Source organism: Nocardia fodinahabitans (assembly GCF_052983615.1).
Genome location: NZ_JBRJJC010000001.1, coordinates 7,261,745 through 7,284,520, shown reverse-complemented (window position 1 = coordinate 7,284,520; position 22,776 = coordinate 7,261,745). Strand labels below are relative to the sequence as shown.

18 protein-coding genes and 2 pseudogenes are annotated in these 22,776 nt (G+C 69.6%); 11 read left to right on the top strand and 9 right to left on the bottom strand.

Features of this window, described 5'->3' with window-relative positions; translation table 11 throughout:
* Positions 1-108 precede the first annotated feature (108 nt).
* The 3 genes from NV348_RS34320 to NV348_RS34310 all read right to left on the bottom strand — a co-directional run bounded on the left by NV348_RS34320 (position 109) and on the right by NV348_RS34310 (position 2,683).
* The gene (locus NV348_RS34320; RefSeq protein ID WP_447150641.1) at positions 109-390 is read right to left on the bottom strand and encodes a TetR/AcrR family transcriptional regulator C-terminal ligand-binding domain-containing protein; all 282 of its coding nucleotides are present in this window, start codon (positions 388-390) and stop codon (positions 109-111) included.
* A 36-nt stretch (positions 391-426) separates the two neighbouring features.
* Positions 427-1,224 (bottom strand): SAM-dependent methyltransferase, encoded by a 798-nt coding sequence (locus NV348_RS34315; RefSeq protein WP_447150640.1) that lies wholly within the window; start codon positions 1,222-1,224, stop codon positions 427-429.
* A 301-nt stretch (positions 1,225-1,525) separates the two neighbouring features.
* The gene (locus NV348_RS34310; RefSeq protein ID WP_447150639.1) at positions 1,526-2,683 is read right to left on the bottom strand and encodes an AI-2E family transporter; all 1,158 of its coding nucleotides are present in this window, start codon (positions 2,681-2,683) and stop codon (positions 1,526-1,528) included.
* 519 nt (positions 2,684-3,202) lie between these two features.
* Between NV348_RS34310 and NV348_RS34305 the strand changes: the two genes are divergently transcribed.
* Complete coding sequence (locus NV348_RS34305; RefSeq protein WP_447150638.1) at positions 3,203-4,831, top strand: alpha/beta hydrolase; 1,629 nt, start codon at positions 3,203-3,205, stop codon at positions 4,829-4,831.
* A 31-nt stretch (positions 4,832-4,862) separates the two neighbouring features.
* Here the strand turns inward: NV348_RS34305 and NV348_RS34300 are convergent, their stop codons facing one another.
* Positions 4,863-6,407 carry an acyl-CoA carboxylase subunit beta gene (locus NV348_RS34300; RefSeq protein WP_447150637.1) on the bottom strand — a complete coding sequence of 515 codons (1,545 nt, stop codon included), beginning with the start codon at positions 6,405-6,407 and terminating at the stop codon, positions 4,863-4,865.
* Positions 6,408-6,535: 128 nt separating this feature from the next.
* Here NV348_RS34300 and NV348_RS34295 point away from each other — a divergent pair, with 128 nt between their 5' ends.
* Positions 6,536-7,027: a hypothetical protein gene (locus tag NV348_RS34295; protein WP_447150636.1), complete on the top strand. Its 492-nt coding sequence runs from the start codon at positions 6,536-6,538 to the stop codon at positions 7,025-7,027.
* Positions 7,028-7,120: 93 nt separating this feature from the next.
* Complete coding sequence (locus NV348_RS34290; protein ID WP_447150635.1) at positions 7,121-8,710, top strand: FAD-binding protein; 1,590 nt, start codon at positions 7,121-7,123, stop codon at positions 8,708-8,710.
* 17 nt (positions 8,711-8,727) lie between these two features.
* Here NV348_RS34290 and NV348_RS34285 read toward each other — a convergent pair whose 3' ends face one another.
* The gene (locus NV348_RS34285; protein ID WP_447150634.1) at positions 8,728-9,060 is read right to left on the bottom strand and encodes a plasmid stabilization protein; all 333 of its coding nucleotides are present in this window, start codon (positions 9,058-9,060) and stop codon (positions 8,728-8,730) included.
* Between the two features lie 205 nt (positions 9,061-9,265).
* Between NV348_RS34285 and NV348_RS34280 the strand changes: the two genes are divergently transcribed.
* Together NV348_RS34280 and NV348_RS34275 are read left to right on the top strand one after the other, a co-directional pair.
* On the top strand, positions 9,266-9,901 hold the full coding sequence (locus NV348_RS34280; RefSeq protein WP_447150633.1) for a TetR/AcrR family transcriptional regulator: 636 nt from the start codon (positions 9,266-9,268) through the stop codon (positions 9,899-9,901).
* Positions 9,902-10,084: 183 nt separating this feature from the next.
* Complete coding sequence (locus NV348_RS34275) at positions 10,085-10,528, top strand: hypothetical protein (protein WP_447150632.1); 444 nt, start codon at positions 10,085-10,087, stop codon at positions 10,526-10,528.
* Positions 10,529-10,609: 81 nt separating this feature from the next.
* On the opposite strand, the gene NV348_RS34270 is transcribed toward NV348_RS34275, so the two are convergent.
* A complete protein-coding gene (locus tag NV348_RS34270; protein ID WP_447150631.1) occupies positions 10,610-12,277 on the bottom strand; it encodes an FAD-binding dehydrogenase in 1,668 nt (555 codons plus the stop codon).
* An 86-nt stretch (positions 12,278-12,363) separates the two neighbouring features.
* Between NV348_RS34270 and NV348_RS34265 the strand changes: the two genes are divergently transcribed.
* The gene (locus tag NV348_RS34265; protein WP_447150630.1) at positions 12,364-12,990 is read left to right on the top strand and encodes a TetR/AcrR family transcriptional regulator; all 627 of its coding nucleotides are present in this window, start codon (positions 12,364-12,366) and stop codon (positions 12,988-12,990) included.
* Positions 12,991-13,149: 159 nt separating this feature from the next.
* Here NV348_RS34265 and NV348_RS34260 read toward each other — a convergent pair.
* The 3 genes and pseudogenes from NV348_RS34260 to NV348_RS34250 form a co-directional block, all read right to left on the bottom strand.
* A pseudogene (locus NV348_RS34260) lies at positions 13,150-13,473 on the bottom strand (DNA alkylation repair protein); the annotation flags it as partial.
* A 4-nt stretch (positions 13,474-13,477) separates the two neighbouring features.
* Positions 13,478-15,955: an aminopeptidase N gene (pepN, locus tag NV348_RS34255; protein WP_447150629.1), complete on the bottom strand. Its 2,478-nt coding sequence runs from the start codon at positions 15,953-15,955 to the stop codon at positions 13,478-13,480.
* A gap of 71 nt (positions 15,956-16,026) precedes the next feature.
* Positions 16,027-17,184: an acyl-CoA dehydrogenase family protein gene (locus NV348_RS34250; RefSeq protein WP_447150628.1), complete on the bottom strand. Its 1,158-nt coding sequence runs from the start codon at positions 17,182-17,184 to the stop codon at positions 16,027-16,029.
* Positions 17,185-17,371: 187 nt separating this feature from the next.
* Here NV348_RS34250 and NV348_RS34245 point away from each other — a divergent pair.
* The 5 genes and pseudogenes from NV348_RS34245 (at position 17,372) to NV348_RS34225 (ending at position 22,752) form a co-directional block, all read left to right on the top strand.
* Positions 17,372-18,872: pseudogene (locus NV348_RS34245) on the top strand (CoA-acylating methylmalonate-semialdehyde dehydrogenase).
* A 7-nt stretch (positions 18,873-18,879) separates the two neighbouring features.
* Positions 18,880-20,019: an acyl-CoA dehydrogenase family protein gene (locus NV348_RS34240; RefSeq protein ID WP_447150627.1), complete on the top strand. Its 1,140-nt coding sequence runs from the start codon at positions 18,880-18,882 to the stop codon at positions 20,017-20,019.
* Positions 20,016-21,086: an enoyl-CoA hydratase/isomerase family protein gene (locus NV348_RS34235; RefSeq protein ID WP_447150626.1), complete on the top strand. Its 1,071-nt coding sequence runs from the start codon at positions 20,016-20,018 to the stop codon at positions 21,084-21,086. Before NV348_RS34240 ends, NV348_RS34235 begins: the two co-directional genes overlap by 4 nt.
* Positions 21,083-21,979, top strand: coding sequence for a 3-hydroxyisobutyrate dehydrogenase (gene mmsB, locus NV348_RS34230; RefSeq protein ID WP_447150625.1), 897 nt, complete (start codon positions 21,083-21,085; stop codon positions 21,977-21,979). The genes NV348_RS34235 and mmsB overlap by 4 nt, the downstream gene beginning before the upstream one ends.
* Positions 21,976-22,752: an enoyl-CoA hydratase gene (locus NV348_RS34225; protein ID WP_447150624.1), complete on the top strand. Its 777-nt coding sequence runs from the start codon at positions 21,976-21,978 to the stop codon at positions 22,750-22,752. Before mmsB ends, NV348_RS34225 begins: the two co-directional genes overlap by 4 nt.
* The last annotated feature ends 24 nt before the right edge of the window (positions 22,753-22,776 follow it).

The window sequence follows — 22,776 nt, the reverse complement described above, 5'->3', positions numbered from 1 at the left end:
CGATCCCCGTGGGCGAGTCGGCGGTCTCCTCATCTTTGCGTTCGCCGCTCGCCGTTCGCTACCCCGACCAGCCGATGTCACATGAATGTTTCTGTGCTGAAACACAATTCAGCCGAGGCGCTCGGGTCGGCAGCGGAACACGACCAGTTCCTGGCCCAGCGTGGCGGCCGGAGTAGCGACGGCCTTCGGCCGGATCTCACCCGCGGTGGCCGCGGCGCGCGACAGGGTGCGCAGCTCGGCGGCGCGGGGGTCGAAGTGCGACTCGGGCAGGGCCGCCGGCAGCGCGGGGCGGCGGTGGGTCTCGTTCAGGACGGCGCGCAGGACGCCGTCGCCGGGGCCCGCCGAGCCGAAGGCCATCCCGCGCAGGACCATCCCCGCCCGCACCGGCACAGCGGCTGGTGTCGCTGTGCCGGTGCGGGGGCGTGATCAGGGTTTGCGGGCCACGGCGCCGTAAGCGGAGATGGGCAGCACTTCGCCCACCTCGACGGCGTCCTGGCGCCACTGGGTGATCGACACGAAGCCGGGGTCGATCAGCTCCAGGCCGTCGAACACGGCGCGGATCTGCGCCTGCGGCCGGGGGATGTAGGGGGTGCCGCCGGTGCCGGTGTAGTTCTCGCACAGCGTGACGTAGGCCTGACTGTCGTCGGTGCCGTCCCACATGATCAGGTAGCTGCCCGAGGGCACCTCGCCGACCACGGTCCGCACGATCCGGAGCAGGTCGTCGTAGGTGCGGGCGTGGCCGAGCACGCCCATGAACATCACCGCGATCGGTTCGTTGAAATTGAGGACGTTGCGCGCGTCGGCGACGATTTGTTCGGGGTTGTGGAAATCGGCGTCGATATAGGTGGTGACGCCTTCGGGAGTGGTGCTGCGCAGCAGGGCACGGGCGTGGGTCAGCACCAGGGGGTCGTTGTCGACGTAGACGATGCGCGCGTCGGCGGTGATGCTCTGGGCGACCTCGTGGGTGTTCTGCATGGTCGGCAGGCCGGTGCCGATGTCGAGGAACTGCCGGATGCCGCGCTCGCGGGCGAGGAAGCCGACAGCGCGGATCAGGAACTGGCGCGATTGCACGGCCATGGTGGAGATATCGGGGTCGACGGCCAGTCCGGCGTCACCGGCGATCTGGTCGATTTCGTAGTTGTCCTGTCCGCCCATCCAGTAGTTCCAGATCCGGGCCGAGTGGGGGATGTCGGTCCGGATCACCGGGGTTTCGGTTTCGGTCATGAACCTGGCTCCTCAGCAGAGTTCGACGGCGTCAGCCACCCCGGCGAGCAGCGCCGGCGGTGGGCAGCTTCTGATGTGTTGTGACAGTACAAGATTCATCCTGCTCCATGGCCGCCAACTGTGCAGATCAGGCATCGACCACCAGGAGTGGGTCGCGGGAGCGGGAGACGCACGGATGGAAGATCCCGCGCTGATGCGCACCGGGGCGCCCGCCGCCGGCGCGTGGATCTCCAGGGAGGCGCCGCGTCCGTCGTCCTCACGCGGGCGACGCGTAGCCGCTTGACCGCCGTCGTGAGTGCCCCTACTCGGTGTCCTGATCGGCCTTCGGAGTCGGCGCCCGCTTCCGGCGCGACGTTGTCTGCTCGATGCGTGGATCCTCGGTCACCGCATAGTGTTCGACGTATTCGGACAGGAAGGCCTGCACCGTCGCGGTCGCCGGGATCGCCAGCAGCGCGCCGACCACGCCGAGCAGTGCCCCGCCCGCCAGGACCGCCAGCAGCGCGATCGCGGCGTTCACATCGACGGTGCGCGCGGTGATCCGGGGCTGGAGCAGGTAGTCCTGGAACCACTGGTACAGCACCGCGAACAGCACGATCCAGACCGCGTCGAGCGGGTCCACCGTCAGGGCAACGAAGACCGGGAGGATCGCGGCGATGTAGGTGCCGATCGTCGGGATGAAGGCGGAGATCACGCCGAACCACACGCCGAGGGCGATGGGATTGGGAATACCGAGAACAGCCAGGAAGACCCCGTGCGCGAGCGCGGAGACGATGGCCAGCAGCACCCGCGAATACAGGTAGCCGCCGGTCTTGTCGATCGCGAGATCCCAGGCGTGCAGGAAGGTCTGCTGCCGCGACGGCGGCAGCAGCGAGCACACGGTGCGCCGGACCCGGGGTCCACTCGCGGTGAGGTAGATGCTGAACAACGCGATGGTGAGGATCTGGGCGAGCCCGCCGAGCACGGTCGTCGACACACCCCAGGCATTGTCGGCGGCGGTGCGGGCGTAGCCCTCGATCAGGGCGGACTCGTGCAGTAGCCGCTGGCTCAGGTCGTGCATGGTGAACTGCTGGCCGAAGGATCGGTTGACCAGGTCGATGCCTTCGTCGAGCAGCCGTGGCGTCTCGTGCGCCAGGTTCGTCGTGGTCTCCACCAGCAACGTCACCAGCGCGGCGAGGAAGGCCAGGACACAGGCGAAGGTGGCCAGGAAGACCAGCGCGGTGGCGAGTCCGCGCGGCACGCCCCGCCGGGCCAGCGTGCCGACGGCCGGTTCCATCGCCAGCGAGATGAAGAACGCGACCAGCAGGATGATCAGCAGCCCGAGCAACCGGTGGAACGCCCAGTCGGCGAGCAGGAACAGCCCGAACAGGACCAGGGCCAGCGCCATCGCCCGCGGTAGCCACTCGGGCATCCCGGCCCGAGCGGCGGGGTGCGCGGCGTTGTCCGGGGGGTCGGTGTCCACGGATCCCAGTGTCGCCCCGGAGTCGCCCACATCTCGGCACCGACGCGGCCTGTCTCGCGTCGTCGCCGGCGAGCACGAAGTACCTCCGCCGCCGCGACCGACGACATGCCCATCGCACAGGGCACCGCCGTTGCGACGACGACCCGGAACAGCACCTGCTGATCGCCCACACCGTCGATCTCGGCTGGGCGGTCAGCGTTGTTCGGCGGTCGGCCCCGCGAATTCGACCGCGCCCGACCCGAGCAGAATCCACAACGATCCCCTGACCTCAGTGTGTCCGACGGCCAGTGAACTCCCGGCGACGACGCGCCACCACCGGCCGTTCCCGCGCTCGACGGCCGGGGCCGGGGCCGGATCACGATTCGGAGCAGCGTCGCAGCGGATCCGGTGGTCTCGCTGTCGCCGGTCGTACAGTTTCAGGTGTCCGTGCGGAGAGCGGTGTGTCCTCCGTACCGGTGAACGTGCAGCACCCGGGTGCGCAGCGGCGGGTGGTCGCTGATCGAACCGTAGGGGACACAGATGAATTCCACGCCACGAGGGCACGGGTTCGGCGGGCTCACCGGTGCGCTGATCCTGGTGTGGCTGTCGTTGACCCCGTCCCTGCTGCCGCGCGGGCCGCTGTTCCAGGGCGTCGTCTCCGGTGCCGCCGCCGCGATCGGCTACGGCCTGGGCGCCGCGATCGCCGCGCTGCTGTGGTGGGTGCTCGAGCGCGAACCGGTGCCCGTGCCGCGCGCGCTGCGCTGGGGTCTGGGGATCGTGGCGCTCGCGGGCACCGTCGTCGCGCTGATCTGGTACGCGGACTGGCAGCGGGAGCTCCGCGAGCTGATGGGCGTGGCGGGACTGTCGTGGTCGGCGTACCCGATCATGGTGGTTATCGGGGTGATCGTCTTCGGGCTACTGGTCGGGATCGTCCGGGTGTGCCGGGCGCTGGCGGGCTGGGTCGGCGGTCTGCTCGGCCGGATCCTGCCCCCGCGGGTGTCCGCGCTGCTGGGTGGGGTCGTCGTCGTGGCGGTGGTGATCGCGCTGCTCAACGGGGTGGTGGCGAGCGCGGCGATGTCGATGCTGAACGCGACGTTCAAGACGGTCAACCAGGAGACGTCCGCGGACACCCCGGAACCGGTGTCCCCGGAGCGATCCGGCGGCCCAGGCTCGCTGGTCAGCTGGGACTCACTGGGCAGACAGGGCCGGATCTTCGTGTCGAACGGCCCGACCGACGTCGATCTGAGCGCCTTCACCGGACGGCCTGCGCGGCCGCCGATCCGGGTCTACACGGGCCTGGAGTCCGCCGAGAACGTCGAGGCCGAAGCCGATCTCGCGGTCGCCGAGTTGCGGCGGGCGGGCGGATTCGAGCGGGCCGTGCTAGGCGTGGCGACCACGACGGGCACCGGGTGGATCAACGAATCCACCGCATCGGCCGTGGAATACCTCGCCAACGGCGACAGCGCGCTGGTCAGCATGCAGTACTCGTTCCTGCCGAGCTGGCTGTCGTTCATCGTCGACCAGGAACGGGCCCGCCATGCCGGCCAGGCCCTGTTCGAGGCGGTGCACGCGGTGTGGGACACCCTGCCGCCGGACCGGCGGCCGAAGCTGGTGGTCTTCGGCGAGAGCCTCGGCTCCTTCGGCGGTGAAGCGGCGTTCTCGAGCGTGCAGGACATGGCCGCCCGCACCGACGGCGTGCTGTTCGTCGGACCGACCGCCACCAACCCGGTCTGGCGCGACGCCACGATGCGCCGCGACCCGGGCTCGCCGGAATGGCTGCCGATCTACCGTGACGGACACACCGCGCGATTCGTCGCGAGCGCACCCGACCTGGCCCGTCCCGACGCGCCCTGGCCGCCCGCGCGGGTCGTCTACCTCCAGCACGCCTCCGACCCGATCACCTGGTGGACGCCGAAACTGCTGTTCCAGAAACCGGATTGGCTGCGTGAGCCACGCGGTCCCGACGTCCTGCCCAGCACCCGCTGGATCCCGGTGGTGACGTTCCTGCAGGTGTCGGCCGACATGGCGGTCTCGACCGACGTGCCCGACGGGCACGGACACACCTTTCAGGCCGACATCGCCGACGCCTGGGCGGCGATCCTGTCACCCCCGGGCTGGACCGCGGCCGACACCGAGCGGCTGCGGTCCGTCCTGCGGGACGGGGAGTGAGGGTGCGGGCAGGTCCTCCGCCCGCACCGGATCACAGCGGCAGCAGGTGGTGCTTGCGCGGGTAGCGCACGACCTGCTTGTCCCGCAGGAGATGCAGGGCGCGCCGGATCTCGAGGCGGGTGGTCGACGGCTCGATGACGCGGTCGATGTAGCCACGCTCGGCCGCGATCCACGGCGTCGCGATGGTCGCGTTGTAGAAGTCGATCATCTGCTGGCGGATCGCGCCGCGCTGCTCCTCGGGCGTCGCCTCGAGGACCTTGCGCTGGGTCAGGCCGACCGCACTCTCCGCGCCCATCACCGCGATCCGCGCGGTGGGCCACGCCAGGTAGGCGTCGCAGCCCAGCGCCTTGGCGCCCATCACGGCCCAGCCGCCGCCGTAGGCCTTGCGGATCACCACGGTCACCTTGGGCACGGTCGCCTCCACGTAGGCGAACAGGAACCGGCCGCCGCGCTTGATGACGCCCGCCTTCTCCTGCTCCACGCCGGGCAGGAAGCCCGGGGTGTCGACGACGAGCACCAGCGGGATCTCGAAGGCGTTGCAGATGTGGATGAAGTGCGAGGCCTTGTCGCTGGCCTTGGCATCGAGCGCGCCCGCCAGCACCGTCGGCTGGTTGGCGACGACGCCGACCGGCCTGCCGTCGACACGGGCGAAACCGGTGATGATGTTCTCGGTGGCGGCAGCGCCGATCTCGTGGAACTCGCCGTCGTCGAAGATCCGCAGCAGCACGTCGTGCATGTCGTAGACCATGTTGTCGGAGTCGGGGACCAGCTTGTCCAGCATGAGGTCGGACTCGGTGAGCTCCGGCTCCAGGCCGGGGTTGACGACCGGCGGGAGCTCGGTGGAGCTCGACGGCAGGTAGCTCAGGTAGGTGCGGACCCACTCGAACGCGGCGGGCTCGTCCTTGGCGATATGGTGGATGTTGCCGTAGGCGGCCTGGTTGTAGACACCGCCCAGCTCCTCCATGTCGACCTTCTCGCCGATGGCGTCCTCGATGACCTTGGGGCCGGTGACGAACATGTGCGCGCTCTCGGTCGCGACCACGACGTCGGTGCAGATCGGCTGGTACACCGCACCCGCGGCGCAGTTGCCGAGGATGAGCGAGACCATCGGCACCGCGCCCGACAGCGGCTCCATCATGGTCGCCAGCTCGCCGTACCAGCGCAGCGAGGACACCGCCTCCTGCACACGCGCGCCGCCCGAGTCGTTGATGCCGATCAGCGGGCAGCCCATCTTGCCCGCGAGGCCCATGATCGCGGCGACCTTGCGGCCGAACATCTCGCCGATGGTGCCGCCGTAGACGGTCTGGTCGTGCGAGAACACCGCCACCGGCCTGCCGTCGACCAGACCGTGTCCGGTCACCACGCCGTCGCCGTAGAGGGCGTTCTTGTCGGTCGGGTTGCGCACGAGGGCGCCGATCTCGACGAAGGTGCCCGGGTCCATGAGCATGTTGATGCGGTCGCGGGCCGAAGGTATGCCCTTGCGCGCTCTCTTGGCGGCTCCCGCCTCTCCGGCCGGTTCCTGCGCGAGCTCCAGCTTCTCTCGCAGGTCGGCAAGCTTTTCGGCAGTAGCACTCATCGATTACATCCAGGTTGTCGCAGTGGAACGCCGACACCGCGTCCGGTGGGCGCTAGCCACAGTACCGGTGCCCACCACCTGCCGGTGTTGTCCGGGTTTGTGATCGACCACGAATTGCCCTTCCGCCGTTGGACGTGCGGCTGTCGTCCGCTCCCGAAGGGCCTCCTGGCAGTGCCTGCAACGGGGCAGTTCGTGCATCGCTTGCGGTGATTTTCGGTGTCGACGGCGTGGTCAAGCTTCGTCGGCGGGATCGGTTGCGCACGACCTGGCAGACGATGGGCGTCGCGCCGGCGGCGATGCGTCTGTCACCTGCTGGACTCCGGTTGAGTATCGATGCCGCACCGGACTCGATCTTCCTGCCGTGGGAGACGGTCCGGGGTCTGCGCCTGCACCGGCGGCCGGGCGCCCACCTGCTCGTCGTCGACCTGTTTCCGGGAGTGGGACGGGGAACGCGCGGTGTGTCCGGGCTCGACCATGCCGATGTGCGGCGGGTGTTGGACAGGCGAGTCGGCGGGGTGCAGGGCCTGCGGACCGCCGTGCATCTGCTCGATCAGCCGGTGGCGGCGATCGACCACGTGGCGGCGCAGCTGACCGGTGGGCGTGTGCGCGTGCACGGGTAGGGCGGCGACCGGCACGCTCGCCGAACTTCTAGAACACGTTATAGTCGATCTGATGGCGACGATGGGGTCGGCGTCGGTTCGGAAGGTGGACGAGTGCGGGCCTGGGATCATGCGGCCGATGTCGTGGTTGTCGGCTACGGCGGCGCGGGTGTGTGCGCGGCATTGGCGGCGCGCGAGGCGGGCGCCGAGGTGCTGGCGGTCGACCGCTACCTCGGTGGCGGCGCGACCGCGCTGTCCGGGGGCATCGTCTACGCGGGCGGCGGCACCTGGGTGCAGCGCGACGCGGGCATCGACGACGACGTCGACAACATGCTGGCCTACCTGCAGGCCGAGGTCGGCGACGCGGTCGACGCCGAGACGCTGCGAAGGTTCTGCGAGGAATCCCCGGCGATGATCGACTGGCTGACCGGCCACGGCGTGCCGTTCCAGGCGTCGGTCTGCCCGTACAAGACGTCCTATCCGTCCGACGACTACTACCTGTACTACTCGGGCAGCGAGAACTCCGGCGGCTACCGGGAACTCGCGAAGCCGCGGCAGCGCGGACACCGCGCTCACGGCCCCGGCGTCTCCGGCAAGGCGTTGTTCGGCCCACTCGCGGAGTCTGCCGCGGCGCATGGCGTCCGGGTGCGGACCGGGACCAAAGCCACCCGGCTGGTCGTCGAGGACGGGCGCGTCACGGGCATCGAGGCCGTGACGATCGACGGCGCGCCCGCCGGCGTGCTGCGCCGGTTCGCCGCGCTGGCCCGGATCTCGGCGAAACCCGGTGTCTACCACCAGGGTCTGCGACGGGTCGTGGAAGTCCTGCTGTCCCGGATCGAACGCAAGTACGGCACGCCGGTGCGCATCCAGGCGAGATCCGGCGTGGTCCTCACCACGGGTGGGTTCATCGCCAATGGGGCGATGGTCGCGCGGCACGCCCCCGACTATCCGTGGTCGCAGGGCCTGCCACTGGGCACGGCGGGTGACGACGGCAGCGGTATCACCATGGCGCAGGACATCGGCGCCGCGAGCGGCAAGCTGGACGCGCTGTCGACGTGGCGTTTCATCGCGCCGCCCAGCGCGCTTTTCGGCGCGATCGCCGTGAACTCCCTGGGGCAGCGGATGATCGACGAATCCCGTTACGGTGCCGCACTGGGCGCGGCGATCGCCACCAGCCCCGGCAACCGGGGCTGGCTGCTGGTCGACGCCGCACTCGAAGCCGAGGCCCGCGCGCAGCTCGGCCCGCAGTCGGTGTGGTTCCAGCGGATGCAGACCGAACGACTGCTGCGGATCGGCCGCAGCCGCGGCCGCACCGTCGACGAGGTCGCCACGCGCGCGGGGATCGACCCGGCCGCCCTGCGCGATACCGTCGACGCGCACAACCGCGCCATCGAGCACAACCTCCCCGACCCGCTCGGCAAGCCCGACGACATCCGCCGCCCGCTGCGCACCGGCCCCTTCACCCTGCTCGACATCTCGTTCAGCGCGCGACTGACCTACCCGATGCCGATGCTCACCCTCGGTGGGCTGCTGGTGGACGAGGACACCGGCGCGGTCCGCGCCGAGGCGGGCGGCGTGATTCCCGGCCTCTTCGCGGCGGGCCGCGCGGCCGTCGGTGTCTGCTCGAACTCCTACGTCAGCGGACTGTCCCTGGCCGACTGTGTCTTCTCCGGGCGCCGCGCGGGGAGCCACAGTGTGGCCTGACCCGGCCGGTTCGGCTGTCAGTCCCGACCGAGCGCGTGGGCCAGCTGCTCCTTGTTCATTGTCGAGCGGCCTTTGATATTGCGGTGCCGAGCTTCCTCGTAGAGCTGGTCGCGGGTGAGTCCACGAGGTCCCTTGCGATGGGCGCGCTGCCCGCCGCGTCGCCCGGAGGACATATCCGTGCGTGACAATTTGCTCGACGTCGTCGACTCGCCTCTGCGGGCGCGCTCCTTGTTGACGGTGCGGGCCGCGATCTCCTCGGCCCTGTCCTCGCCGACGCCGCGCTCGCGCTGGGACTCCTTGATGTGCTTGTACTGGCGTTCGCGCTTGGTACTCCACGCTTGCTGCGGCATGACCGGTACCTCCTCGTTTCGGATCGGGTCTCGTTCCTGGACGCGTTACCCGCCATCGGCGCGGGAAAACAGGTCCCGCGCGAACGCCTCGACGCCACCGGAGGCGGCCTGGGCGGAGGAGCGCCCGCGCATCCGGTGAACCCCACGGCCCGCTTTTTGCACACCTTTGCGCAGGTGTGGGAGTGTGGTGGGTGAAAGGATGTCCGTGACTGCGACGACGCACTCGACCACCGCCGGCCTCGGCCCGCGCGCACTGGCCAATCGGCAACGTATCGTCGCCGTGGCCGGGGACGAGTTGTTGCGCAATCCCCTGGCGAGCATGGAGGACATCGCCGCCGCCGCGGGCATGGTCCGGCGCACCCTCTACGGCCATTTCCCCACCAGGGAAGCACTGATCGACGGCATGCTCGACGACGCCTTCGAACAGGTGGGCCGGGCGCTGGTCAGTATCGATACCGCGCAACCGCCCGCCCGGGCGATCGCCGATATGACGGTCGCGCTGTGGGCGGTCGGCGACGAATTCCAGTTGCTGCTGCGGCTGGACGAAGCCGGGTCGCGCGCCCGGATGACCGACCGGCTCGCGCCCGTCCGCGCCCGGCTGGTCACCTTGATCGCCGCTGGTCAAGCCGACGGGACCTTCGCCGATCACCTGCCGCCCGCTGCGGTGGCCAGGGTGCTCACGGCGCTGGTGCTCGCGCTGCTGAACGCGCACAGCGACGGGGAATGGGTCGACGCGGACGCCGCGCGCGACGCCGCCCTGGCCTGCCTGATCGCGGTGGGTGTCGACCGCCGCGCCGCCGCCGAGATCGCCCGGACCGCCGTGGAGTCCGCGCAGCACTGATCGCCTGCTTCGCCACAGCTCGTCGAAACGCTGTGTCCGCGAGGGGTTTCGGGTGTGCTGTCCGGCACGAACCCGGGCGTCTGTGAGTCCCCCCACGACTGCTTGCACACCGTTGTGCAACGCGCGTAGTTTCACACTAGCGTGCAATTGCACGACGGTGTGAAAATGTCGAAGGAGCGGGATATGACCAGCCAGGTGGCAACCGTGCGCATGGCGTACGCGACCCAGACTTCCACCGGGGGTACCCCCGTCGATGTGTCCTCGTGGACGCTGCGCGGTGTGGGCGCGATCCGCGTCCTGTACGGCCTCGTCCCCTTCGCCGCGCTGATCCTGGGCACCGACGTCGGTACCGGAACGGCCGTCCCCGTCTTCGTCGCGGTCGGGCTGGTGTCGGTCCTGCTCGGCCTGGCCACCGTCGCGTTGACCCCGCGCTTGCTGGGGCGTGACGACATCGTGCTGGCCGCGGTGGTCGTCGACGCGGCCGTCGTGATCCTGGGCGTGGCGGCGCTGATGATGGGCTGGGATCAGTTCACGGTCTTCGCCGCCGCGGTGGTCCTCGCCGGGGTCGTGATCGCCGCGCTGTCCGCGGCGATGGTCGCGATCGTGACGGCGGTGCGCGACGCCTGATCCGCTGACGCGGTAGCAGCTGCCCGAACGGCGCCCCGGAACACCGGGGCGCCGTTCGTGTTTCGCTGCCCGGGCCGCCGATCAGGCGTCGGCCGCCGCCCGTCCCGCCGCGCGCCCGGAGAAGACACACCCGCCGAGGAAGGTGCCCTCGAGCGCGTTGTAACCGTGCACGCCACCACCGCCGAATCCGGCCGCCTCGCCGGCCGCGAAGAGGCCGGGGATCGGGATGCCGTCGGCGCCGAGCGCCCGGGAGTCGAGGTCGGTCTGCATGCCGCCGAGCGACTTACGGGTCAGCACATGGAGTTTCACGCCGATGAGCGGTCCGGCGGCCGGGTCGAGGATGCGGTGCGGCGCGGTGGTGCGGGTGAGGCGATCGCCGAGGTAGCGGCGGGAATTGTGGATGCCCTGGATCTGGGCGTCCTTGCTGAAAGCGTTGTCGACCTGGAGATCCCGGGCGACGATCTGCGCACGAAGGCGGTTCGGGTCGAGCAGGGGCTGCGCGGTGAGCGTATTCATCTTCGCCACCAGTCCGTCGAGGGTATCGGCGACCACCCAATCGGCTCCGTGCTCCTTGAACGCCTCGACCGGCGCGGGAGCCCCCTTGCTGAAGACGCGCTCCCGGATCATGCCGACGCGGTTCTTCGCGGTGATGTCGGGATTCTGCTCGGACCCCGACAGCGCGAACTCCTTGGCGACGATCCGCTGCGTCGTGATGAACCAGGAGTGGTCGTGTTCGGCCAGCTCGGGCGTGGTGCGCAGGTAGCGCAGCGTGCCCAGGGTGTCGTAGCCGGGCAGGTACGGCGCGGGCAGGCGGCGGCCCAGCGCGTCGAACCACATCGGCGACGGGCCGGGCAGGATCCGGATCGCGTGGTCGGGCCAGATCGGGTTCCAGTTCCGGATGCCCTCGGTGTAGTGCCACATGCGATCCCGGTTGACCAGCCGGACCCCGGCGTCGGCCGCGATATCGAGCATGCGCCCGTCGACATAGGCGGGGACGCCGGTGATCATGTTCGCCGGCGGCGCGCCGAGACGTGCGGGCCAGTGCCGTCGGACGGTCTCGTGATTGCCGCCGATGCCACCCGTGGCGAGAACGACCGCGGCAGCGGCGAACTCGAACTCGCCGGTCACGTCGCGGTTGGACGGTGCGCCGCGTTCGGCGTCGTCGTCGGCCAGGATCGCCCCGCGCACGCCGGTGACCGCGCCGTCGGTGAACACCAGATCGTCGACCCGGTGCCGATGCCGGAAGGTCACCAGTCCCGTGTCCGCGGCACGCAGCGCGGACTCGGTGAACGGCCCGACCACGCCCGTGCCGGTACCCCAGGCCACGTGGAACCGGGGCACCGAGTTTCCGTGGCCCTCGGCGCGCAGATCGCCGCGCTCGGCCCAGCCGACCGACGGCACGAACCCGATACCGAGATCGGTGAGGTACGAACGCTTCTCGCCGGCGGCGAACTCGACGTAGGCGCGTGCCCAGCGGGCGGCCCAGCTGTCTTCGTCGTCGAGCCGGTCGAATCCGGCGCTGCCGGTCCAGTCGTTCCAGGCCAGCTCGAACGAGTCCCGGATGCCCAGCCGGCGCTGCTCGGGGCTGTCGACCAGGAAGATCCCGCCGAAGGACCAGAACGCCTGCCCGCCGAGGTTGGCGGCATTCTCCTGATCGACCACCAGGACGCGTTTGCCCCGGCGTGTCAGCTCGTGGGTCGCGACCAGACCGGCCAGGCCCGCGCCGACCACGATGACATCGGCATCCATCAGGACTACCTCCACTCTCCGCAAACGCTTCATCCCTGCATCGGATACATTACTGCATCGAATAGGGGGGGAGGTATCGTCGATCCGTGAACACGACCGAGACGGCCAAGCCACCCCGCGTGACCCGGCGCCGGGCCGAGACCAGGGCGCGGCTGCTCGAGGCCGCGTTCTCCGTGTTCGCCGAGAAGGGTTTCGGGCTGGTCCGCATCGAGGAAGTGTGCGGCGCGGCGGGATACACCCGTGGCGCGTTCTACTCCCAGTTCGACAGCCTCGAGGAGCTGTTCTTCGTCCTCTACGACCAGCGAGCCACCCTGATCACCGAGCAGGTGCGCGCGGCGCTGGCCGCCGTCGACGACCCCACCGATGTCGCCGGTTTCGTCGATCGCCTGTCGGCGACCCTGCTCCTCGACCGCGACTGGCTGCTGGTGAAGACCGATTTCCTCACCCACGCCGCGCGCAGACCGGAGATCGCTGCCCGGCTGATCACCCACCGCGCCCAGCTGCGCGCGGCCATCGCCGACAAACTCGCCGCGAGCGGGTTCACCGTGCCCCCGGAGCTGGGCTCGATCGCCGAACTGGCCCACTCGGTCGTCGCCGCCTACGACGGCGTCACCGTGCAGCTCCTGCTCGACAACGACCAGCCCGCCGCCCGGGACTGGCTGTCCCGCTTGATCACCCGCCTCGGCGTGGCAAGCCCGCGCCCGGCCGGGTGACCGATCTGCCGAGCGCACGACGGCGTCAGCACCAGCGGGAATAGTCGACCGCATCATCGGCGAGGTCGCGCACGCGCGCGAGCTCGGCTGGACCCGCGACCGCGGCGATGACATGAGCGCGCCCGATCGTGCGAGCTGCACCGCCGGATGCCCCAACCCGTCGAGACGGTGTGGCAGGTCGAGTCCGTCGGCGGACTCGGCCACGCGGTCGCTGGTCAGCGCCCAGCCCGCACCGGCGCCGACGGGGTCGGGGTCGGCGAACCAGGCGAGGCGGAGTTCCTCGACGTGGGGGCTCTTCTCGACCACGTAGCTGAGGAGCCAGTCGTGCACCTTGGGGACGCGGGCGTCGCGCAGCATGGCGTCGAGTCCGGCCGCGGTGTAGGCCTTCGGCCTGCAGATCAGGATCGCGACGAGCCGGGCCGCGGTGTCACCGGTCACCCACAGGTGACCGGCGAGCTCGTGTTGGGTTTTGAGCGCCTTCGCCGCGCTACCGGCCGCCTGCGCGCACCCGCAGATCGCGGGCGAGATGGTCGCGCTGTTCGACCACCAAGCGGCGCAACGCGCCCGGCGCGTCGGCGTTCTCGGCGAGCCAGGCGTCGACCTGGTCGAGGGAGTCGGTGGCGGGGAAGAGCCCGAGGACGATGCGCCGCGCGATCTCGATGCTGCGCTGATCCCACACCTCCCGCAGCACCGCGAAGTACTCGCCGTCGTAGCGGGAGATGAGATCACGGTGCTGTCCCGCGCGGAACCCGTCGATGACGGCGTCGAGGTGATCGTTGGTCAGCGTGGTGTCGCCGAGCGCCGAGGCCCAGGCAGCGGCCTTCACCTCGTGGTCCGGGCGGGCCGCCAGTGCCCGGCGGTGCGCGGTCCGGCCCGAGGCGGTGCTGTCCCCGGCGAGCACGGTGTCCAGGTCGGCCTCCGTCGCGGCGCCGGTCGCGGCGAGTGCGGTCCACAGCAGCCAACGCAGGTCGGGGTCCAGGGCCAGCCCGTCCGGTGCGGGCGCCGTGCCGAGGAGGATGCCACGGATATCGGCGGCTCGACGACTGTCGACGGTGGCGGCGGTCGCGGTCGCCCGCGCCAACGCCAGCTGGCCGCCGGAGCCCGGCGCCGCGGAATGCAGGGTGGCCCAGCATGATTCGAGCCAGTCACCGCGCCACCGGTCCCGGGCCGACGCGGGCAGGTAGTGGCCGATGGCGAACGACGCGTTGGCCAGCACGGCGGCGAGCAGTGCCGTGTTCGATTCGGCGGGTGCGAAGTCGCGGGCCATCCGCAGATACCGCTCGACGTCGAGTTCGCCGTCCCGCGCCGCGTTCCACAGCGCCGACCAGATCAATCCGCGGGCCAGCGGGTCGGTGACCCGGTCCAGCGACCGTTCGACTGTGGCCAGCGAATCGGCGTCGAGGCGAACCTTGGCGTAGGTGAGGTCGCCGTCGTTGAGCAGGCGCAGCGGCGCGGGCTCCAGGGTGACCGGGGTCCGATCGGCCACGAGGTCGAGTTCTACCCGATCACGGCGCACCAGATCACCCGCGGCGTCGTAGTCGTAGAGCCCGACGGCGAGCCGATGCGGGCGCGGGTCGGTCTGCACGATCGCGCCGCTGTCGAGCGTGAGTGTCGACATGCCGGTCGTCTGCAGCCAGGCCCGTGCCCAGCCGGCCAGATCGCGGCCCGAATCCGCGGACAACTCGGCCAGCAGATCGGCCAGGGTCGTATTGCCGAACGCGTGCGTGCGGAAGTATCGGCGCACGCCGGTGAAGAACTCGTCGCGCCCGACGTAGGCGACCAATTGCTTGAGCACACTGGCGCCCTTGGCGTAGGTGATGCCGTCGAAGTTGAGTTTGGCGGCCTCGAGGTCGCCGATGTCGGCGACGATCGGGTGCGTCGTCGGGAGCTGATCCTGCGAATACGCCCACGCCTTTCGGCGATTCGCGAAGGCCACCCAGGCATCGGTCCACTCGGTGGCCTCGGAGCTCGCGAGCGCGCCCATGTAGTCGGCGAAGGACTCCTTGAGCCACAGATCGTCCCACCACACCATGGTCACCAGATCGCCGAACCACATGTGCGCCATCTCGTGCAGGATCGTGTTCGCCCGGCCCTCGTACTGCGCGGCGGTGGCCGCGCCACGGAAGACATAGGCCTCGGTGAAGGTGACCAGGCCGGGGTTCTCCATGGCTCCGAGGTTGTATTCGGGCACGAAGATCTGGTCGTACTCGCCCCAGGGGTACGGATAGGCGAAGTGCTCGGCGAAGAAGTCCAGACCCTGCTTCGTCACCTCGAGGATCGTGTCGGCATCGAGGTAGCCCGCCAGGGAGGCACGGCAGAGGACGCCGAGCGGGACCGTGAGTTCGTCTCGCGTCCACGCGGATTCGACGCGGTGGTACGGACCGGCGGCGATCGCGGTGATGTAGGTGGAGATCGGCAGGGTGGGGGAGAACTCGACCCGTTGCCAGGACTCGCCGTCTTCGACCTTCGCGACCGACCGGTTCGACACCACCTCCCAGCCGGCGGGCGCCGTCACCACGAAGGTGAAGGGCGCCTTCATATCCGGCTGTTCGAAGCACGCGAACACCCGACGCGCGTCCGCGGGCTCGTACTGGGTGTAGAGGTAGGTTGCGCCGTCGACCGGGTCCAGGAACCGGTGCAGGCCCTCCCCGGAGCGGCTGTACCGGCCGGTGGCGCGCACGACGACCGTATTCGTCTCGGCGAGATCGCGAATCGCGAGCCGGGCGCCGTCGTAGTCGACGGGCGCGTCCTGCCCGTTCACCGTCACCGATTCGACCGAGGCGCCGAGGAAATCGAGCCAGGTCCGGTCCACGGTCGCGTCGAACTCGACGGTCGTCGTGGTGGCGAAGGTGTCCCCGGCGTGGTCGGAGGCGCCGGACAGGTCGAGGTCGACGCGGTAGTCGCGGACGGTGACCGCGGCCGATCGCGCGGCGGTCTCGGAACGGGTCAGGTTCGCGGTAGTCACGCGTCGATCCTGCCAGCCCGAGGCCCGTGACGCCGCCGGTCGGCGTCACGGGCTCGATCAGGCTCCGGGTGTCAGAGGAAGCGGGCGATGAGGTCCTTCATGACCTCGTTGGCGCCGGCGTAGATCCGCGAGATCCGGCCGTCGGCCCACATCCGGGCGATCGGGTACTCCTCCATGTAGCCGTAGCCACCGTGCAGCTGGACGCAGCGGTCGATCACCTGGGTTTGCTGATCGGTGGTCCAGTACTTGACCATCGCGGCGGTCTTGACATCCAGCGCGCCGCGCAGGTGCTTCTCGACCGCGGAGTCGACGAAGGTGCGCACCACCTCGGCGATCGTCGCGCACTCGGCCAGCTCGAAGCGGGTGTTCTGCATGGCGAACAGCGGCTTGCCGAAAGCGTTGCGCTGCTTGACGTATGCCAGCGTCTCTGCGACGGCGGCCTCGATCGCCGCGGCGGCCGCGACGCCGCAGATCAGCCGCTCCTGGGGCAGCTGCTGCATGAGCTGGATGAAGCCCTCGCCCTCGGCGCCGAGCAGGTTGGCCTGCGGCACGCGCAGCCCGTCGAAGAACAGCTCGGTGGTGTCCTGGCCCTTCTGGCCGATCTTCTTGAGCAGCCTGCCGCGCTCGAAGCCGGGGGTATCGTCGGCGACCTCGGCGACCACCAGGGAGACGCCCTTGGCGCCCAGGGTGGGATCGGTCTTGACGGCGATGATCAGCAGGTCGCAGTTGCGGCCGTTGGAGATGAACGTCTTCGCGCCGGTGATGAGGTAGTCGTCGCCGTCCTTGACCGCCTTGGTGGCGATGTTCTGCAGGTCGGAGCCGGTGCCGGGCTCGGTCATGGCGATGGCGCCGATCCACTCACCGGAGGCGAGCTCGGGCAGCCAGCGCTTCTTGTTCTCCTCCGAGGCGTAGGCCAGGATGTAGTGCGGCACGATGCCGGTGTGCACGCCGAGCTGCATGGCGGAATCGCCGCCCTTGACCTGCTCGGTGAACAGCACCGCCTCGTGGGCGAAAGTGCCACCGCCGCCGCCGTATTCCTCGGGAATGGACATGCACAGCAGCCCGAGTTCGCCGGCCTGCCGGTAGACCTCCCGGCTCGGGAAGCCCTGCGCGGCGAACTCCTCGCGGTGCGGCGCGACTGTGTTCGCGAAGAAGTTGCGGGCCAGTTCGGCCAGGCCTTGCAGCTCCGACTCGGCGTCGGTGCCGTGGTCGGTTTCGGCGGTGGTCATCGGGTTCCTCTCTCTGATGTCGATGGGCTGCGCACCAGCGTGAGCAGTTGTTGGCGTTATGTCAATAGAATGATCAGATGTTGACAAACCGCCAATAGTGCTGCCATGGTATCAATTGATTGGACATCCAACTATTGGAGCTCCATTCACCTGCGCCTCGGCGCACCGACCCACGACAAGGACTGGCATGGTTCGCGAACTCACCCACTTCATCGACGGACAGCACGTCAAGGGCGCTTCGGGCGCGTTCGGTGAGGTATTCGATCCGAACACCGGGCAGGTGCAGGCCACGGTTCCGCTGGCGAACGCCGCCGAGGTCGAGGCGGTCATCGCCAACGCGGCCGCCGCGCAGCCGGTGTGGGCGGCGTTCAACCCGCAGAAGCGGGCCAGGGTGCTGATGAAGTTCCTGACCCTGGTCAACGACGAGATCGACAGCCTGGCGGCCCTGCTGTCGTCCGAGCACGGCAAGACCATCGCCGATGCCAAGGGCGACATCCAGCGCGGCCTGGAAGTCATCGAGTTCGCCGTCGGCATCCCGCACCTGCTCAAGGGCGAGTACACCGAGAGCGCGGGCACCGGCATCGACGTGTACTCGATGCGGCAGCCGCTCGGCGTCGTCGCCGGCATCACCCCGTTCAACTTCCCGGCCATGATCCCGCTGTGGAAGGCCGGTCCGGCGCTGGCGTGTGGCAACGCGTTCGTGCTCAAGCCCTCCGAGCGCGACCCGTCGGTGCCGCTGCGCCTGGCCGAGCTGTTCCTCGAAGCGGGTCTGCCGCCGGGGGTGTTCAACGTGGTCAACGGCGGCAAGGAAGCCGTCGACACGATCCTGCACGACCCGCGGATCAAGGCCGTCGGCTTCGTCGGCTCGACCCCGATCGCGCAGTACATCTACGAGACCGCGACCGCGAACGGTAAGCGCGCCCAGTGCTTCGGCGGCGCGAAGAACCACGCGATCGTCATGCCGGATGCCGACCTCGACGATGTCGCCGATCAGCTGATCGGCGCGGGCTACGGCTCCGCGGGCGAGCGCTGCATGGCGATCTCGGTGGCGGTGCCGGTGGGGGGAGGAGACCGCCGACCGGCTGGTCGCCAAGCTGACCGAGCGGGTGCACAAGCTCAATGTCGGCCGGTCCGACGATCCGGGCGCCGACTTCGGTCCGCTGGTCGGGCGCGACGGCGTGGATCGGGTGAACAACTACGTCCAGATCGGTGTCGACGAGGGCGCGGAGCTGGTCGTGGACGGCCGCGGCCTGGTCGTCGAGGGCGCCGAGGACGGCTACTTCGTCGGCGCGAGCCTGTTCGACAAGGTCACCGCCGACATGCGGATCTACCAGGAGGAGATCTTCGGTCCCGTGGTGACCGTGGTCCGCGCCCAGGACTACGAGGAGGGTCTGCGCCTGGCCAACGAGCACGAGTACGGCAACGGCGTGGCCATCTTCACCCGCGACGGCGACACCGCCCGCGACTTCGCCGCGCGCGTGCAGGTCGGCATGGTCGGCATCAATGTGCCGATCCCGGTGCCGATCGCCTACTACACCTTCGGTGGCTGGAAGCGTTCGGGCTTCGGCGATCTCAACCAGCACGGCCCGGACTCGATCCGCTTCTACACCAAGACCAAGACGGTGACCCAGCGCTGGCCGGCGGGGCAGAAGGAGTCCAACGCCTTCGTCATCCCCACGATGGACTGAGGCGGCGGTGTTCATTCTCAACGACGACGAACGCGCGATCGGCGAGACCGCGCGCCAGTTCGCCGACGAATTCCTCGCGCCGAACGCGCTGGAATGGGACGAGCGCAAACACTTCCCGGTCGACGTGCTCCGCAAGGCGGGCCCGGTCGGCTTGGGTGGCATCTATGTGCGCGAGGACGTCGGCGGTTCGCAGTTGCGCAGGCTCGACGCCGTGCGGATCTTCGAGGAACTGGCCACCGGGTGCCCTGCGGTGGCGGCCTACATCTCGATCCACAACATGGCGACCTGGATGATCGACGCCTACGGCACCGACGAACAGCGTCACCGCTGGGTGCCGGGGATGGCGTCGATGGAACTGCTCGGCAGTTACGCCCTCACCGAGCCGGGCGTCGGGTCCGACGCGGCGGCCTTGAGTACCAAGGCCGTGCGGGACGGCGACGACTACATCCTCACCGGTGCCAAGCAGTTCATCTCCGGTGCCGGCGCCAACGACGTGTACGTGATGATGGTGCGCACCGGTGGTGAAGGCTCGCGCGGCATCTCGGCTCTGATCGTCCCGGCCGACACTCCCGGCCTGACGGTGGGACCGAACGAGCGCAAGATGGGCTGGAACGCCCAGCCGACGCGCCAGGTGATCCTGGAGGACGCGCGCGTGCCGGTGGCCAACCGGCTCGGCGCCGAGGGTGACGGCTTCGCCATCGCGATGAACGGGCTCAACGGCGGCAGGCTCAATATCGCGGCCTGCTCGATCGGCGGCGCGCAGGCGGCGCTCGACAAGACCGTGCCCTATCTCGCCGAGCGGCACGCCTTCGGCAAGCCGCTGGCCCGCAACGAGGCCCTGCAATTCGACCTGGCCGACATGCGCACCGAGCTGGAAGCTGCCCGGACCCTGCTGTGGCGGGCCGCGGCCGCGCTCGACGCCGGGGCGCCGGACAAGGTCGAGCTGTGCGCGATGGCCAAGCGCTTCGCCACCGACGCCGGCTTCGAGGTCGCCAACAAGGCGCTGCAGTTGCACGGCGGCTACGGCTACCTGCACGAATACGGCCTGGAGAAGATCGTCCGCGACCTGCGGGTGCATCAGATCCTCGAGGGCACCAACGAGATCATGCGGGTGGTCGTCGCCCGCACCCTGACAGGAGCGGCATGACCGACGAACCCGAAGTGCTGATCGCCGTCGCCGACGGACTCGGCCTCATCACCCTGAACCGGCCCAAGGCCATCAACGCGCTGAATCATCCGATGGCACTGGCCATCACCGACGCCCTGCGGGCGTGGGCCGAGGACGACACCGTGCGCGCGGTCGTCGTCACCGGCGCCGGTGAGCGTGGACTGTGCGCGGGCGGCGACATCGTCGCCATCTACGCCGACGCGAAAGGCGGTGCGGCGAACGCCGATTCACCGACCGGGGTGTTCTGGCGCGACGAGTACCACCTCAACGCGCTGATCGGCCGCTACCCCAAGCCGTATGTGGTGATCATGGACGGCATCGTGATGGGTGGCGGTGTCGGCCTGTCCGGGCACGGCAGCCACCGCATCGTCACCGAGCGGTCCCGGATCGGGATGCCCGAAGTCGGTATCGGTTTTATTCCCGACGTCGGTGGCACCTATCTGCTCTCGCGGGCGCCGGGGGAGATCGGCACGCACGTCGCGCTGACCACCGCGCGGATGAGCGCGGGCGACGCGATCGCGGCCGGCTTCGCCGACCACTACGTCCCGTCGGCCGCGATCCCGGCACTGCTCGACGCGCTGCGCACGACCGATGTCGACGCGGCGATCGAGAAGTTCGCCGAACCCGCGCCGTCGTCGGATCTGCTCGCCCAGCAGAGCTGGATCGACGCCTGCTACAGCGCCGACACCGTCGAGGAGATCGCGGCTCGCCTGCAGACCGCCGACTCACCCGAGGCGGCCAAAGCCGCCGCGGATCTGCTGGCCAAATCGCCGGTCTCGCTGAAGGTCACGCTGCGCTCACTGCGCGCCGCGCGGGACCTGCCGAGCCTGGAAGCGGTGCTGGATCAGGAATACCGGGTCTCGATCGCCTCGCTGCGCTCGCACGACCTGGTCGAGGGGATCCGCGCCCAGGTCATCGACAAGGACCGCACTCCGCGGTGGCAGCCCGCGACCCTGGCCGAGGTCGACGACGCGCAGGTGGCGGCGTATTTCGCCGAACTGGGCGACAAGGAACTCGGCGCGACCACTCAGGAGGCACAGCGATGACCAAGAAGATCGGTTTCCTCGGGCTCGGCCACATGGGCGCGCCGATGGCGGCGAACCTGGTGCGCGCCGGCTACGACGTGTTCGCCTTCGATCCGGTGCCCGCGGCACAGGACCAGGCGCGCGCCGACGGCGCGACCGTGGTGGCCCTCGCCGCCGACGCGGCCGTCGACCGCGACGTGGTGATCACCATGCTGCCCAACGGCAAGCTCGTGCTCGACGTGTACGCCGAGCTGCTGCCCGCCGCGACCCCGGGGACGCTGTTCATCGACTGTTCGACGATCGACGTCGCCGATGCGAAAGCGGCTGCCGCGCAAGCGGTGGCGGCCGGTCACCGGCCGCTGGACGCCCCGGTCTCCGGCGGAGTGGCGGGCGCGACGGCAGGCACCCTCACCTTCATGGTGGGCGGTGCGGCCGCCGACTTCGCCGAGGCGCGCGAGGTCCTCGACGTGATGGGCGGCAAGGTCGTGCACTGCGGTGACGCCGGTGTCGGCCAGGCCGCCAAGATCTGCAACAACATGCTGCTCGGGATCTCGATGATCGGGCTGTCCGAGGCGCTCGTGCTCGGTGAGCGGCTCGGCCTGAGCCACCAGTCGTTCTTCGATGTGGTCTCCACGGCATCGGGGCAGAGCTGGGCGCTGACCAGCTACTGCCCGGTCCCCGGTCCGGTCCCGGCGAGTCCGGCCAACAACGACTATCAGCCCGGTTTCGCGACCGCGCTGATGTCGAAGGACCTCACCCTGGCCGCGAACGCCTTGCGCGCCAACGGCATCGACGGGCAGCTCGGCGAACTCGCCGCCGCGATCTACGAGCGGTTCAACCAGACCGACGCGCGCCGCGACTTCTCGGCGATCGTCACCGACATCCGGGACCGTTCCGGGGAGGGCACCGAATGACCGAGTACGAGACGATCCTGCTCGAGCGCAAGAACCGGGTCGGCTGGATCACCCTGAACCGGCCCAAGGCGCTCAACGCGCTCAACACCCAGGTCCTCGACGACATCGTCGCCGCCCTGGACGAACTCGAACGCGACGACGAGATCGGCGCGGTGGTGATCACCGGCTCCGCCAAGGCGTTCGCGGCGGGCGCCGACATCAAGGAGATGCAGCCCAAGTCCTACATGGACATGTTCATGGACGACTTCTTCGCCCGCTGGGACCGGCTCGCGCAGTTCCGCAAGCCCACCATCGCCGCGGTCGCCGGCTACGCGCTCGGCGGCGGCTGCGAACTCGCGATGCTCTGCGACATCCTGATCGCCGCCGACACCGCGCAGTTCGGGCAGCCCGAGATCAAGCTCGGCGTGATCCCCGGCATCGGCGGTTCGCAGCGGCTCACCAGGGCGGTCGGCAAGGCCAAGGCGATGGACCTGGTGCTGACCGGCCGGAACATGGGCGCCGAGGAAGCCGAACGGGCCGGACTCGTCTCGCGCATCGTGCCCGCCGACGACCTGCTCGACGTCACCGCCGAGGTCGCCGAGACCATCGCGGCCAAGTCGCTGCCGGTCACCATGATCGCCAAGGAAGCGGTGAACCGGTCCTTCGAGACCACCCTCGCCGAGGGCATCCGCTTCGAGCGCCGTGTCTTCCACTCGCTGTTCGCGATCGAGGACCAGAAGGAAGGCATGACCGCCTTCGTCGACAAACGCGCCGCACAGTTCACCCATCGCTGACCTGTCAAGACGACACAGTTTCGA

Excerpts from the sequence above, each read along its gene's own strand:
- NV348_RS34315 (WP_447150640.1), bottom strand. The coding sequence starts at position 1,224 with ATGACCGAAACCGAAACCCCGGTGATCCGGACCGACATCCCCCACTCG.
- NV348_RS34250 (WP_447150628.1), bottom strand. The coding sequence starts at position 17,184 with ATGACCACCGCCGAAACCGACCACGGCACCGACGCCGAGTCGGAGCTG.
- NV348_RS34235 (WP_447150626.1), top strand. The coding sequence starts at position 20,016 with ATGACCGACGAACCCGAAGTGCTGATCGCCGTCGCCGACGGACTCGGC.
- NV348_RS34275 (WP_447150632.1), top strand. The coding sequence starts at position 10,085 with ATGACCAGCCAGGTGGCAACCGTGCGCATGGCGTACGCGACCCAGACT.
- NV348_RS34270 (WP_447150631.1), bottom strand. The coding sequence starts at position 12,277 with ATGGATGCCGATGTCATCGTGGTCGGCGCGGGCCTGGCCGGTCTGGTC.
- NV348_RS34300 (WP_447150637.1), bottom strand. The coding sequence starts at position 6,407 with ATGAGTGCTACTGCCGAAAAGCTTGCCGACCTGCGAGAGAAGCTGGAG.
- mmsB (WP_447150625.1), top strand. The coding sequence starts at position 21,083 with ATGACCAAGAAGATCGGTTTCCTCGGGCTCGGCCACATGGGCGCGCCG.
- NV348_RS34225 (WP_447150624.1), top strand. The coding sequence starts at position 21,976 with ATGACCGAGTACGAGACGATCCTGCTCGAGCGCAAGAACCGGGTCGGC.
- NV348_RS34285 (WP_447150634.1), bottom strand. The coding sequence starts at position 9,060 with ATGCCGCAGCAAGCGTGGAGTACCAAGCGCGAACGCCAGTACAAGCAC.
- NV348_RS34305 (WP_447150638.1), top strand. The coding sequence starts at position 3,203 with ATGAATTCCACGCCACGAGGGCACGGGTTCGGCGGGCTCACCGGTGCG.